Origin of the sequence: Streptomyces sp. NPDC002884 (assembly GCF_040295245.1) — a bacterium.
GTDB lineage: Bacteria > Actinomycetota > Actinomycetes > Streptomycetales > Streptomycetaceae > Streptomyces.
Map to the genome: position 1 here is coordinate 70,635 of NZ_JBEOVB010000012.1, position 12,765 is coordinate 83,399.

At 70.3% G+C, this 12,765-nt stretch carries 14 protein-coding genes and 1 pseudogene; 4 read left to right on the top strand and 11 right to left on the bottom strand.

Annotation, left to right across the window (positions count from 1 at the left end):
* Positions 1 to 29 precede the first annotated feature (29 nt).
* Positions 30 to 647 carry a MarR family winged helix-turn-helix transcriptional regulator gene (locus tag ABT070_RS23965; RefSeq protein ID WP_351763880.1) on the bottom strand — a complete coding sequence of 206 codons (618 nt, stop codon included), beginning with the start codon at positions 645 to 647 and terminating at the stop codon, positions 30 to 32.
* 21 nt (positions 648 to 668) lie between these two features.
* On the opposite strand from ABT070_RS23965, the pseudogene ABT070_RS23970 reads away from it, so the two are divergent.
* Positions 669 to 854: pseudogene (locus ABT070_RS23970) on the top strand (alkene reductase); the annotation flags it as partial.
* A 151-nt stretch (positions 855 to 1,005) separates the two neighbouring features.
* Here the strand turns inward: ABT070_RS23970 and ABT070_RS23975 are convergent.
* Genes ABT070_RS23975 through ABT070_RS23985 form a run of 3 tightly spaced genes read right to left on the bottom strand, consistent with a single transcriptional unit; the run spans position 1,006 to position 2,556 of the window.
* Positions 1,006 to 1,827: a hypothetical protein gene (locus ABT070_RS23975; protein WP_351763881.1), complete on the bottom strand. Its 822-nt coding sequence runs from the start codon at positions 1,825 to 1,827 to the stop codon at positions 1,006 to 1,008.
* Positions 1,824 to 2,198 (bottom strand): TraR/DksA family transcriptional regulator, encoded by a 375-nt coding sequence (locus tag ABT070_RS23980; RefSeq protein ID WP_351763882.1) that lies wholly within the window; start codon positions 2,196 to 2,198, stop codon positions 1,824 to 1,826. Before ABT070_RS23980 ends, ABT070_RS23975 begins: the two co-directional genes overlap by 4 nt.
* 31 nt (positions 2,199 to 2,229) lie before the next feature.
* On the bottom strand, positions 2,230 to 2,556 hold the full coding sequence (locus ABT070_RS23985; protein ID WP_351763883.1) for a TraR/DksA family transcriptional regulator: 327 nt from the start codon (positions 2,554 to 2,556) through the stop codon (positions 2,230 to 2,232).
* A gap of 370 nt (positions 2,557 to 2,926) precedes the next feature.
* Here ABT070_RS23985 and ABT070_RS23990 point away from each other — a divergent pair, with 370 nt between their 5' ends.
* The 3 genes from ABT070_RS23990 (at position 2,927) to secD (ending at position 7,428) form a co-directional block, all read left to right on the top strand.
* Positions 2,927 to 3,880: a HAMP domain-containing sensor histidine kinase gene (locus ABT070_RS23990; protein WP_351763884.1), complete on the top strand. Its 954-nt coding sequence runs from the start codon at positions 2,927 to 2,929 to the stop codon at positions 3,878 to 3,880.
* Positions 3,877 to 4,542, top strand: coding sequence for a response regulator (locus ABT070_RS23995; RefSeq protein WP_351763885.1), 666 nt, complete (start codon positions 3,877 to 3,879; stop codon positions 4,540 to 4,542). The genes ABT070_RS23990 and ABT070_RS23995 overlap by 4 nt, the downstream gene beginning before the upstream one ends.
* 642 nt (positions 4,543 to 5,184) lie before the next feature.
* Entirely contained in the window at positions 5,185 to 7,428 is a 2,244-nt protein-coding gene (gene secD / locus ABT070_RS24000; RefSeq protein ID WP_351763886.1) for a protein translocase subunit SecD, read from the top strand.
* Positions 7,429 to 7,723: 295 nt separating this feature from the next.
* Here the strand turns inward: secD and ABT070_RS24005 are convergent, their stop codons facing one another.
* From ABT070_RS24005 to ABT070_RS24035, 7 genes are all read right to left on the bottom strand, one after another.
* On the bottom strand, positions 7,724 to 9,076 hold the full coding sequence (locus tag ABT070_RS24005) for a phosphatase PAP2 family protein (RefSeq protein WP_351763887.1): 1,353 nt from the start codon (positions 9,074 to 9,076) through the stop codon (positions 7,724 to 7,726).
* 318 nt (positions 9,077 to 9,394) lie between these two features.
* Positions 9,395 to 10,021, bottom strand: a complete 627-nt coding sequence (locus ABT070_RS24010; protein WP_351763888.1) for a class I SAM-dependent methyltransferase — start codon at positions 10,019 to 10,021, stop codon at positions 9,395 to 9,397.
* Between the two features lie 120 nt (positions 10,022 to 10,141).
* Positions 10,142 to 10,267 carry a hypothetical protein gene (locus ABT070_RS24015; RefSeq protein WP_351763889.1) on the bottom strand — a complete coding sequence of 42 codons (126 nt, stop codon included), beginning with the start codon at positions 10,265 to 10,267 and terminating at the stop codon, positions 10,142 to 10,144.
* A 35-nt stretch (positions 10,268 to 10,302) separates the two neighbouring features.
* Entirely contained in the window at positions 10,303 to 10,671 is a 369-nt protein-coding gene (locus ABT070_RS24020; RefSeq protein WP_351763890.1) for a low affinity iron permease family protein, read from the bottom strand.
* Between the two features lie 17 nt (positions 10,672 to 10,688).
* Positions 10,689 to 11,111, bottom strand: coding sequence for a GvpU-like protein (locus ABT070_RS24025; RefSeq protein ID WP_351763891.1), 423 nt, complete (start codon positions 11,109 to 11,111; stop codon positions 10,689 to 10,691).
* A gap of 64 nt (positions 11,112 to 11,175) precedes the next feature.
* Positions 11,176 to 12,027 (bottom strand): RNA polymerase sigma factor SigF, encoded by an 852-nt coding sequence (locus ABT070_RS24030; protein WP_351763892.1) that lies wholly within the window; start codon positions 12,025 to 12,027, stop codon positions 11,176 to 11,178.
* 131 nt (positions 12,028 to 12,158) lie between these two features.
* Complete coding sequence (locus tag ABT070_RS24035; RefSeq protein ID WP_351763893.1) at positions 12,159 to 12,632, bottom strand: GNAT family N-acetyltransferase; 474 nt, start codon at positions 12,630 to 12,632, stop codon at positions 12,159 to 12,161.
* Positions 12,633 to 12,765 lie beyond the last annotated feature (133 nt).

Here is a 12,765-nt window from a genome sequence, read left to right on the forward strand (position 1 = left end):
CCTTGGAGCGGACATACGTACGAAGGCCCCTAACGCCTCCTTCCGGAGGAAGGCGAGGCACGACGGCGTGCCCTGCGTGGTGCGCACATCGACGAAGGCCCGTACATGCCGCCGCCGCTCTTCCACGGCTGCGACCGGAGTTCATGCGCGAGGTCGGGCCCGCGCGGCGTAGCGGAAAGGCAGGTGCTCCGCACCGACCTGGCAGCCGCTGACTTCTTCCGCGCCGAAGAGTCACCCGGCCGCAGGACTGTCCGTCGAGGTCGGTCGGCGGCGAGGTTGCCTTCCAACCGGGCCAGCAGCCGTGCCAGTTGCGTCTGATCGACGTCGTTCAGACCGGCGAGCGTGCGCCTCTCGAGCTCCTGCCACACCCGGTCCACCTCGCCGCGCAGCGCCTCTCCGGCCGAAGTGGCCTCGACCAGGACGGCACGGCGGTCCTCGGGATCGGCGGTCCGGGTGACGAATCCGGCCTGCTCCAGCCGCTGCACCATGCGGGTCACCGTCGACGGGTCGAGGCCCGGATGCCTGATCATCAGGGACTGGCGCTGCGGACCGGCCTCCCACAGCCGCATCACCAGCAGCGCCTGCCTCGCGTACAGGCCGATGCGTCGCAGCAGCTGTCCGGCGGTGGCGCGGTGAGCCCGGGCCACGCGTGCGATGGCATGCGAGACGGTCCCGAGGAACTCGCCCTGGTCGAGGACGGCACCGCCGACCTGATCGCCTTCGGACAGCTCTTCCTCACCAACCCCGATCTGCCCACCAGGCTCGCGGCCGGCGGCCCGTTCGACCCGGCCGACCCGGCCGCCTTCTACGGCGGCGACGCCGCGGGCTACACCGACTACCCGGCCCTGTCCGCCTCACAGCCCGCCCCCTCGGAGGGCCCACCCGCCCCGGCCATCCTGCCAAAGGCACTCCGCCTCGCCGCGGCCCGGTCCTGGGCCTCGTCTCGCGCTCGGGTTGTCAGCGGCTGCCGGACCCCGCGCATCTGCGGGAGCGGCGGGGCGTGGGCTAGTTGCGGGGCGCGGTGTCGGTGATTGCGGTGGTGGAGGGGTGGGCGTGCGCTGCTTGGAGGAGGCGTGCGGCGCCTCGGACGGCGGCGGTGTGCGGGGCGGGGACGGGCTGGACGGGAGCGCGCAGCCGGTCGGTGAGGCGGTAGGTGATGTCGGGTCGTAGCGCGCCCCCGCCGGCGAGGAGGGCGCCCCGTCGGAGGGCGTCGAGCGTCTGGGAGGTGTGGTCCTGCTCCAGCATGCCGGTCACCATGGCGGCGACGGCTTCGGTGATCTGTGTGGGCGGGGTGAGGCTGTCCAGGTCGCTGGTGCCCAGGGCGGTGTGGCGGGCGTCGGTCACCGCGCCGTCGGCGAGGAGGGTGACCTCGGTGAGGTGGGCCCCCAGGTCCACGACGAGCAGGGGACGGGTCAGGTCGGCGCCCGCCGCGACGGCCACGGCGCGCGCGGAGGGGACGGTCAGGACCGTGCGCGGGCGCAGGATCTCGACAGCGGCGCGGGCTTGCGTCCGGTAGGCGATTCCGCCCAGTACGGGTGTGGTCAGGATGAGCAGGGGCCGGCCGAAGCGGGGCAGGCGGTGGCCGAGCAGCCGGTTCAGCATCCGGGCGGTTCCCGGGGTGTCGACGATGGTGCCGCGCTGGATGGGGTAGGTGGCGCCCGCGCCCGGGAAGGTGACCGTGGGCACGTCGAGGATCAGTCGCCGCCCGGACATCCAGGCACGAGTGCGGGCGCTGCCCAGGTCCAGGGCGATGCCGCAGCACTGCCGGCACCAGGGCCACGAGCGGTGCCGGACGGTCGCGGGGCCGGGCCCCAGGGGGATGGTCACCGTCCGACCTCCCTGATGTGTTGACAGCGGGCGCAGTAACGGGCCTGCGGCACGATCATGAGTCGTTCGCGGGCGATGGGCCTGCGGCACAGATGGCAGGTGCCGTAGCCGCCCTGGTCCATCCGTGCGAGGGCGGCTTCGACGTCGGTGAGGACCATGCGGGCGGAGGCGGCGAGCTTGACGCGGACCTCGATCTGGGAGGAGGCCTGCCGGTCGAGAAAGGCGTCGGCGCGGGTCGTGGCGACGGATGAGAGCTGCTGCAGCTGTTCCTGGCGGAACAGGAGCTGTTCGTGCAGGTTCTCGCGCAGTGCGGCGAAGTCCTCGATCGACAGTGTGGTGTTGCTGTCGTCGATGATCTGGTGGTTCACCAATTCACCCCCGGGGCATGCGGACGGGCGGTTGTCAGGCGGCAGCGCGCTGGCAGGGGACGCAGCACGGCGTGTAGGGCAGGATCTCCAGGCGCTCGACCGGGATGGGCTGGGCACAGTTCCGGCAGACGCCGTAGCTGCCGTCCTGGACGCGGACGAAGGCGGCCTCGATCTCGGTGAGCACTCGCCTGATGGTGTCTTTCTGCGTCGACATGGCCTGTTCCTCCCGGCCCGGCACGGCCTCGGCGAGGGCCCGCAGCTGCACCAGGCGGGAGGCACGTTCGTGTTCGAGGCGCTGGAGGGCCTCGTGCGCCGTCAGCCGTTCACGGCGGGTTTCGGTCTGAGGCGTATCGAGCGACATGGCGGTTCCTTCTTTCGATGCGGAGGTGCGGCGCGCCAGTCCGGGAGGTCTCGGGCAGGGCGGCGTCGGGAGGCGAGGGCCGGGAGGAGAGCCCGGGGACGTCAGCAGTGGCGGTTCATGTCTCCACCGTGGCCGCAACGGCACGCGGAAACCATCGGGCGCAATACCCATCTCCGGCCTGTCCCGTGACCCATCGCGGCGTGGGCAGGCCGGGTCCAGGAAATGGGCATTGGAGCCCATCGACGGCGGGTCCGGGAGCGGGCAGCCTGGAAGCAGGCCGGTCAAGACCACAGGCGGCAGCTCACGTTCGGGGTGCGCGGTGACCGACAGTAGTGACAAACCGTGTCACCCAGAGAAAGGCGTCAGCCCGGTGTCCCTGTTCTGGCGGATCTTCGTGCTCAACGCGGTCGTGCTGGGCGGCGCCACAGCGCTGCTGCTGTGGGCTCCTGTGACCGTGTCCGTACCCGTGGTACTGACCGAAGCGGTCATCCTCGTGGCCGGCCTCGTCGTCATGCTGGTCGCCAACGCGGCCCTGCTGCGGATCGGTCTGGCCCCGCTCGACCGGCTCACCCGGCTGATGACCACCGTCGATCTGCTGCGCCCCGGGCAGCGGCTGCCGGAAGGGGGCCGCGGCGAGACCGCGGAGCTCATCCGCACCTTCAACGCGATGCTCGAGCGCCTCGAGCACGAGCGTGCCTCCAGCAGTGCCCGTGTCCTGCTCGCCCAGGAAGCGGAGCGGCGCCGCATCGCCCAGGAACTGCACGACGAGGTGGGCCAGAGCATGACCGCGATCCTGCTCTCCCTGGAGCGGGCCGCCGACGAGGCGGACGAGCCCCTGCGCGGTGAACTGCGGCAAGTACAGGAGATCACCCGCGGAAGCCTGGACGAGGTGCGCCGGCTGGCGCGTCGACTGCGGCCGGGCGTACTGGAGGACCTCGGTCTGATCAGTGCCCTGACCTCGCTGACCACAGAGTTCTCCACGCATGTCGGACTGCGTGTGGTACGCCGCTTCGACACCGGCCTGCCCCCGCTGGACCAGCAGACGGAGCTGGTGCTGTACCGCGTCGCCCAGGAAGCGCTGACGAACGCCGCCCGTCATGCCGAGGCCGGTCAGATCGAGGTGAGCTTGCGCCACACCGGCGAGGCGGTGGTGCTGGCCGTCGTCGACGACGGCCGCGGAACCGGGGTCGCCCGCGAGGGGGCCGGGATCCGCGGCATGCGCGAGCGGGCCCTGCTGATCGGGGCCACGCTGGACGTCATCTCACAGCCGAAGGCCGGTACGCAGGTCCGGCTGACCGTGCCCCTCCTCAGGAAGCAGCCATGACCACGCCCGACACACCCGTGATCCGCATTCTCCTCGCCGACGACCACGCGCTCGTACGTCGCGGGGTGCGCCTCATCCTCGACCGGGAGCCGGACCTCGAGGTCGTCGCCGAGGCCGGGGACGGCGCGGAGGCCATCGACCTGGTCCGCACCCATGAGGTCGACCTGGCGGTGCTGGACATCGCCATGCCCCGGATGACCGGCCTGCAGGCCACCCGCGAACTCCTCGCGCTCAAGCCGGACGTGCGGGTGCTGATGCTGACGATGCACGACAACGAGCAGTACTTCTTCCAGGCGCTGAAGGCCGGGGCCAGCGGATATGTGCTGAAGTCCGTGGCCGACCGCGACCTGGTGGCCGCATGCCGGGCCGCCATGCGCGACGAGCCCTTCCTGTATCCGGGCGCGGTCACCGCGCTCATCCGCAATTACCTGGACCGTGTCCGCAACGGTGAGGAACCGCCCGACCAGGTGCTGACGGCGCGCGAGGAGGAGGTCCTCAAGCTCGTGGCCGAGGGCCATTCCTCCAAGGAGATCGCCGAGATGCTCTTCATCAGCATCAAGACCGTCCACCGGCACCGGGCGAACCTGCTGCACAAGCTCGGTCTGCGTGACCGGCTGGAACTCACCCGCTACGCGATCCGGGCCGGCCTCATCGAAGCCTGACGCTGCTGGCGGCTGACCGCTCGCGGCCGACGGCCGACTGACGGCTGACGGCACAAGGCCTTCGGCTGCCCACTCCCCACTCTCTCTCCTCCCCCGCCGGGGCCCGGAGGGACCCCCCACCGCCCCGGCATACCGCCACCACACGCGAAGAGGACGGCCATGGCACGCTTCACGCACACCGTCCCGCGCACCCGTGGCCTGAGCCCGAGATCGGCGGCGGCCGTCCTGCTCGCCGTGCTCGTCTGTCTGCTCGGCACCCCGGCACTCGTCGGTCCACACCCTCATGCACTGGGCGCCACGGCACCGGCGGCCCAGGCCACGTCGGCACACGGCGGGCCGTACGCGGACGATGTGGAGTCCGCTGTCTCCGCCGCCGCGAGCCGGAGCCATCGGGACGCTTCCGGCGAGCGTCATCCGCCGCCGGTCTCCGTCCCCGCTGTGTCACGTGGCACAACGGCCGGCCCGCTCCGGGCCACGCGTAGCCCGCTGTCGGCAGCGGACTCACCTGCCTCCGAGCAACCGGCACACCGTCACGGGGTACGGGCACCCCCCTCCGGCACCTGAACCCCTCCCTTCCCTCGCTTCTCCTCTCCCTGACCGCAGTCAGTGTCCTGGCCGCGGTGTGCCTGCCGGAGGCCTGTTGTGAACCGATCCCCGCGTATCAGAGGGCTGATCGCCCTCGCTGCCGTAGCTCTGTCCCTGTACGTCGCCCTGACCGTGCCCGTCCATCTGGGCCTCGATCTGCGGGGCGGCACCCAGATCGTGCTGGAGACCCGCCCCACCACCACTGCCGACGCCGGCACCGAGGCCACGGACCGCACCGTCGAGGTGCTGCGCGGCCGTATCGACGCGCTCGGTGTCGCCGAACCCACCATCACCCGCTCCGGCGGCGACCGGATCGTCGTCGAACTGCCCGGCCTGCAGGATCCCCGGAAGGCCGCGGATGTGCTCGGCCGCACCGCCCAGCTCACCTTCCACCAGGTACTCGGCACGGCAGCCGGCACCGACGACATACCCGATCCGCTGCCAAAACGGCCTCACGAGCAGGTGATGGCCGATGAAGCAGGCCACCTTCTGCGCCTGCGGTCGGCCTCGCTGACCGGCAAGGACGTCGAGGGGGCGGCCGCCCGATTCGACCAGCAGGGCGGTGCCGGATGGCACGTCACCGTCGACTTCAAGGGATCAGGCGGACAGGGTTGGGCCCGCCTGACCGGAGAGGCCGCCTGCCGTCCGGCCGGGGATCCGACCCGCCGGGTCGCCATCGTCCTGGACGACAAGATCATCTCTTCGCCGCAGGTCGATCCGTCGGTGGCCTGCCGCTCCGGCATCAGCGGTGGCTCCACGCAGATCACCGGATCCTTCGACGACGGCGAGGCCAAGGAGCTGGCCCTGCTCATCAACGGCGGCGCCCTGCCGGTGCCGGTCGAGACCATCGAGCAGCGCACCGTCGGCCCCACCCTGGGCGCGCAGGCCATCGCGGCCAGTGCCTGGGCAGCCGTCATCGGCACCGCTTTGACCTCGCTGTTCATCATCGCCGTCTACCGGTTCATGGGAGCCTTGGCCACGGTGGCCCTGGCCTGCTACGGCCTCATCTCCTACGCGGCCCTCGCCGCCCTCGGCGCCACCCTCACCCTGCCCGGCCTCGCCGGGTTCGTCCTGGCCATCGGCATGGCGGTGGACGCCAACGTGCTCGTTTTCGAGCGCGCCCGCGAGGAGTACGCCTCTCGCCACCGCCCCACCCCGCGGTCGTCGTTGACCGCCGGGTTCCGCAAGTCCTTCAGCGCGATCGCCGACTCCAACATCACCACGCTCATCGCCGCCGGCCTGCTGTTCTTCCTCGCCTCCGGCCCGGTGCGCGGGTTCGGTGTCACGCTGGGCATCGGCGTCCTCGCCTCCATGCTCAGCGCCCTTGTCATCACCCGCGCCCTCGCCGACCACGCCGTGGCCCGCCCCCGTCTGCGTCGCCGCCCCCACCTGACCGGCATCGCCCACATCGGCGCCGTCCGCGCCCGTCTCACCCGCACGAACCCGAACCTGATGCGCAACCCGCGCCGGTGGCTGGCCGCCTCCGCTGCCGCCCTCGTCCTCGCGGCCTCGGGAATCGCCGTGCGCGGCCTGGACTTCGGCGTCGAATTCACCGGTGGCCGCCTCATCGAATACACCACGGCCACACCCGTCGACCCCGACCGGGCCCGTACCGCGCTCGCCGAGGCCGGGTTCCCGCACGCCGTCGTCCAGACCTCCGGCGAGAACCAGTTCACCGTCCGCACCCACCACCTGAGCAACACCCAGGCGGCGGCCATCACCGACACGGTCACCGACCTGGCACGCAACGCCGACAAGATCCGCGACGAGGCCATCGGGCCGAGCCTCGGCAAGGAGCTGCGCCAGGGCGCCCTCATCGCGCTCGGCGTCGCCCTCGGCGCCCAGCTGATCTATCTCGCGGCACGCTTCCGCTGGCTGCTGGGAACCTCCGCGGTCGCCGCTCTCGCCCACGACGTCGTGATCCTCGTCGGCATCTTCGCCTGGCTCGGCAAGCCCGTCGACGGTGTCTTCCTCGCCGCGCTGCTGACCGTGATCGGCTACTCCGTCAACGACTCCGTCGTCGTCTTCGACCGGATCAGGGAACTCGGCCGCCGCGATCGCAAGGAGCCCTTCGCCCGCATCGCCAACCAGGCACTCCTGCAGACGCTGCCCCGCACGGTCAACACCGGCATGGGCGCCGCATTCATCCTCACCGCGCTGGCCGTCTTCGGCGGCGAGACTCTGACCGACTTCGCCCTCGCCCTTCTCATCGGCCTCGTAGTGGGCACGTACTCCTCGATGTTCACTGCCACCCCACTGGCCATCGAACTGCACACCGCACGTAGGCGGGTGCACCGCTGAGGGCGCGCGGAGGAGCGCCGGTATGCGGCACCGTTGAGTGATCCCCTCCTCGGCGCGGGCCCGGTCCCGTGGACCGGGAGGCGTGTGACGACGATCGCTGCCGTCCCGCGGACCGAAGACCGCCCGAGTCCACCCGAGTCCGCTCGGGTCGGACCGGGTCGGTCCTAGGCGGTCCGGGTCGGTCCGAGGCGTCTAGGGACGGCTCCCCGTCGTGAGCCGGGATGCCGTCTCCGTCAGGCGTCCGTACCTCGGCTCACTCGGGCGGCGCTCGGCCCGCACCACGGCGTGGCTCGACTCAGATGAGTTCGGGCTCCGGTTGTGGTTGCCGTGCCGGTGCGGTCGTCGATTCCCACAGTGCGGTGGTCCGGACGTAGCCGTAGACCACTGAGGTCATCGCCAGCAGGAGAAGCGGTCCGGACACCCACGGGTGCCTGGCCATCTCCAACGGCAGGTAGCGATATGACAGCAGGAGCGCGACGAAGACCGTCGCACCGTAGGCGACCAGCTGGATCCCTGAGCGATCCCAGCCGCGGTCGAACGAGCGCAGACCCGCCTCGATCGTATACGTGAACACCACCCCGGCGATGAGATCCACTCCGTAGTGGTAGCCGAATCCCAGCGTTGCGGAGAGCGTGGCGATCAGCCAGAAAACGCCTGCGAACCGCAGAAGCCGCGGGCCCTTGCGGGAATGAATGAAAATCGCGGTGGCCCACGCCGTATGCAGGCTCGGCATGCAGTTGCGTGGGGTGATCTCGTCGAACGGCATGTGGTGCGGAACGTTGATCGGCGACGGCGTCACCGGCCACAGGTCGGCCACCGCCCACTGCTCGCTGCCGGGCATCGTCGGGGACCACAGGCTGACCGACGCCCAGTGCTCGGCGCCGGTGCCGTAGGCGAAGACCGGCCCGACCACCGGGAAGATCATGTAGATGGCCGGTCCGAGGAGGCCGATCACCAGAAAGGTGCGCACGAGATGGTGCCGCGGGAAGCGACGGTCGACGGCCACGCCGCGCAGTTGGTAGAGCGCGACGATGACCGCGGCCACGGCGAGCTGGCCGTAGACGACGTCGAGGAAGTTGAAGCCGATCGAGCCGGTGGCGGTGATGATCCGGCCTGCCAGCCACGACGGTTCGCCCAGCGCGTGATCGGCGGTCGCCACGTACTGGTCGAGCACCATGGGGCGGGTCTTCGAGGTGATGACCAGCCAGATGTCCCCGGTCTTGCGGCCGGCCACCAGCAGCAGGCCAAGCCCGACGCCCTTCAGCAGCAGGACACGTTCCGCGCCGGTGCGGCGCGTGACCGCGATGACCGCACAGCCCAGCATGACCCACAACGCACCGTTGCCGAACGGGTGGCCGCCGGTCACCTTGACGTCGAGCATCCATCGGACCAATGCGAAAACGGCGTCGATACCGAGCGCGGCACCCAACGCGACGAACCGTTGCCGCCAGGTGAGAACCACCATCGTCAACGTCAAACTGGCATACAGCAGGAAGCCCGATTTGGGAGGGAATATCAGCTCCCCCACCTGATTGCGGATCGGCCCCGGCAGACCGCAGCGATGCGCCGCGCTCTCCAGCGCGATGAGGAACACGAGGGCCACGACAGTCGCCGCGGCCCACAGTATCGCCCGGGGGCGACGCTCCACGGAGAGCGCGGTTCTGCCCTTTATTCGCGAAAGCGCCCGCAATACTACGTTTATCAATTGCCTGACCAATTTGCTCGATTTTGACTAGCCAAGTTACCTATCACGCCGGGTGGCATGCTTTTTCGGCGAAGGACGGGTGATGGGGGGCGTTCATCGCGAGGTTCGAACATGTTAACGGAGTGGTGCGGGTGGGTTCCGGCGAAATGTGCATCGCAGGGTCAGACGCGCGCCCAGTGCGCGTCCGGCGCCCGGCCGGAGTCGCGGTCGCCCCGGGTTTCGGCGATGCGTCGAGCGAGGCCGTGACCGACGCGTTCGCGTTCAGTCGGTGGGTCGGGAGTGCACGCTGACGGCGTAGCCGCCGTCTGACCGGTAAGGGTCGCCGCCCCAGGTGGCGAAGCGTTGCCGCAGCGTCAGTCCGGCCTGTGTGCACCAGTGGTCGAACTCCGGCAGCGTCACGGTCGGCTCCGGCAGCGGCAGGTGTTCCGCGTCCAGTCCCATGCCGGTGACCAGCAGTCCGCCGGGACGCAGTACGGCGGCCAGGTGCCGTACAACAGCCGGTCCGGTGCCGGGGGCCAGCAAGGGGACGACGTTTCCGGCGGCGAGTGCCAGGTCGAAGCCGGGTTCCAGGCCGAGTGCGTCCAGGCGGGCCAGGTCGCCGTGGAGCCATTCCTGGTCGGGGGCGTCGCGGCGGGCGACGGCGAGCATGGAGCGGTCGACGTCCACGCCCGTGCAGAGGTGCCCCAGTGCGGCAAGCCGGATCGCGATCCGCCCGGTGCCGCAGCCGGCGTCGAGCACTCGCGCCGCAGGTTCCAGCAGCGCGTCGCAGAAAGCGGCCTCACCGTGGATGTCGTGGCCCGATTCGGCGAGCCGCGCGAACCGCAGAGCGTACTCCTCACCAGCTTGTCCGCCTGTCAGCTCCGCCCAGCGGTCACGTCGGCTGCTCATGGTCTACGTGTCTCCAGGATGACTCGGTGGGTGGGTGAGGGCCGTGGCCTGAGCGGAGTTGAGTCGGTTGGTCAAGGAGGTGGCCTGCCGGTGGTCGCCCCTCTGGCCTTCCGGCACAGGTCAGGAGTCTGCCACCAGTGGTCGACAGCCGACGTCCATGGTGCCGAGTTCGCTGCCGAGCAGAATCAGAATGGTGTCGAGTGAGATGCCGAGCAGAGTGGCCCGGCCGGCGGCTCGGGACGGCACGGCTGTCGTCGAAGGCGGGACCGTGTCGTTCGGGGTCAGGTCTGCTGTTCCATCCTGATGGCCTGCCGGAGTTCCTCGCTCGCCGCTCCCGGTTCCTGTCGCTGGATCTCCAGCAGCGCGGCGGCGATGGCGTCCAGCTTGCGCTGGATGGCGTGCTCGGCCCGCCGTTCGGAGTTCTTGAGCAGTGCCAGGAGCAGCAGCGAGACAGCGGACATCGCCTCGCCCACCATCAGCAGCCACGGCGTGGGCAGCTTCAGCGCGTGCGCGGTGATCGCGCCGGCGACCAGCACGAGACACACGCCGAAGAAGGCGGGTGAGCTGGTGAAGTTCGAGGCGTGTTCGGCCAGGCGCGTGAACCGGCCCGGCCGGTCGCCGTCGCGGTGCGCGGGATGCTGAGGTGCCATCAGGTCACCAGCGGTCTTCACGAGACCGGCCGGTCGACGGGAGCTCCCAGGGCCCAGCCGGAGACATCGCCCAGCCGCCCACGCCACAGCGGAGCGGTCGCGGTCCCGGGCACGGACAGGAACGTGACGTCGACGAGATGGATGAACGTGTGCAGCCCGTCTCCGGTTCCCGGCTCCGACTCGGCCTCCTTCAGGGCCGACCGGACGGTGTGCGCCAGGTGTGCCATGTGGTCGGCCGAGTCTTCCGCTCCGGTGGCCGTCGACACCACGTGCTCCCACCGGTCGGCCCAGGTACGGGACCCGACCAGGTTCCCCGCGACGATTCCACCGGGCGTGGTCAGACAGATCGTGAGGGCGGCCTCGGGCTGCGCGTCGACGAGCCGCAGCAGGATCTCCAGATGTGCGTCGATCGGCGGGAGCGCGGCACCGTGTTCGCTCACCACAGGTCCTCTCTGGTACGTGCGGTCCCAGGCGGGTTTCCGCGTCGGGCCACGGGTGATCGGTTCAGTGGGTGGTGAGCATGCCCTTGCGCAGGCGCTTCAGGGTGCCGGAGAGCAGGCGGGACACGTGCATCTGGGAGCAGCCGAGCCGTTCGCCGATCTGTGCCTGCGTCAGCTCCTCCACGAACCGCCAGTGGAGGATGAGCCGTTCACGCTCGTCGAGCTGGGTGAGCAGCGGTGCCAGCGTGTGGAAGTCCTCCACCAGTTCCATCGCCGCGTCGTCGGACCCGATGAAGTCCGCCAGCGCCGTCTCGCCGTCGGGGCCGCCGCCGATGGTGGCGTCCAGAGAGGCGGAGTTGTAGCCGTTGGACGCGATCCGCGCCTCGATGACCTCCTCCTCGGTCAGGTCCATCAGCTTCGCCAGCTCGTTGACCGTGGGGGTCCGGCCCATACGGCTCTGGAGCTCCTCGGTCGCCTTCGCCAGTTGCACGCGCGCCTCCTGCAGACGGCGCGGCACGTGTACGGACCAGGAGGTGTCCCGGAAGAAGCGCTTGATCTCGCCGACGATGTAGGGGATGGCGAAGGAGGTGAACTCCACCTCACGGGATATCTCGAACCGGTCGATGGCCTTGATCAGCCCGATGACGCCGACCTGGACGATGTCCTCCATCCCGTCCGCGCCGCCCCGGTTGCGGAACCGGCCGGCCGCGAAGCGGACCAGGGACATGTTCATCTCGATCAGCGTGTTGCGCGCGTACTGGTGCTCGGGCGTGCCTTCCTCGAGCACCGCCAGCTTCGCGAAGAACAGCTTCGACAGGGATCGGGCGTCCTTGGGCGCCATCTTGCCCGGTTCGGGGACGTCCGGCAGCGCCGCTGTCGTCCGGTCCTCTGCCGCCTGTGCGATCGTCGTCGTCATCTGTGATCTCCCCGCCCGGCCGGTGCCCTGTGCGTTGCGCTCGAGCTGCTGTGGCCGCGCCTACCCCGTCGCCCGCAGAGCATGCACATGCTTGGAGAATGCGTCGGCGTGGGCATACGTCCGGCAACCGCTCAGGTGCCGACGGGAACGATGACGCCGGGGCGGCCGTGGGAGCATGTGCCGCCCCTGGCCGCCCTGGGGATGCGCATCCGGCGCAGCAGATCGCGAGTGAGGCGGGTGTCGAGCGTGGTGCGCCAGGTGACGTCGGGGTGTGTGGAGCGCAGGTGCGACAGCGCCCTGGTGCCCAGCCCGCAGCCGCGGAACGGTTCGTCCAGGACGACATCGGTGATCACGCCCTCGGCGCACTCGCCGCACGCTCGATAGGTGACCCGTCCGACCACCTTGCGGATGTGCACCAGGAGCAGGCACTCCTCGCCCACGCCGCCCTCCAGGGAGGACGACGGCAGCAGCTCGACATCGCGATAGGCCAGGAGCCTGCGGTGCCACCGGCCCCCTCGTCGTCCGGTGCGCCGGTGCCTTCCCTCGGCCCGTCGTGGTGCGGCGACGCCTTCCCGTACTCCAGGTCGGCCGTGCGCGTCGCTCATGGCATACGTCTGGTTTCCCTGCATTCCATCGCGTGTGCCCGCTACCACGGACCCCATGTCACAACACCGTGAACGCGTCTCGGTCGTCACCGACCGCCACCGGCCGCCCGCGACGACGAACCGTCCGTCGGGG

Coding starts and splice junctions, on each gene's coding strand:
- ABT070_RS23985 (WP_351763883.1), bottom strand. CDS start 2,556: ATGTCGCTCGATACGCCTCAGACCGAAACCCGCCGTGAACGGCTGACG.
- ABT070_RS23995 (WP_351763885.1), top strand. CDS start 3,877: ATGACCACGCCCGACACACCCGTGATCCGCATTCTCCTCGCCGACGAC.
- ABT070_RS24010 (WP_351763888.1), bottom strand. CDS start 10,021: ATGAGCAGCCGACGTGACCGCTGGGCGGAGCTGACAGGCGGACAAGCT.
- ABT070_RS24020 (WP_351763890.1), bottom strand. CDS start 10,671: ATGGCACCTCAGCATCCCGCGCACCGCGACGGCGACCGGCCGGGCCGG.
- ABT070_RS24030 (WP_351763892.1), bottom strand. CDS start 12,027: ATGACGACGACGATCGCACAGGCGGCAGAGGACCGGACGACAGCGGCG.
- ABT070_RS24035 (WP_351763893.1), bottom strand. CDS start 12,632: ATGAGCGACGCGCACGGCCGACCTGGAGTACGGGAAGGCGTCGCCGCA.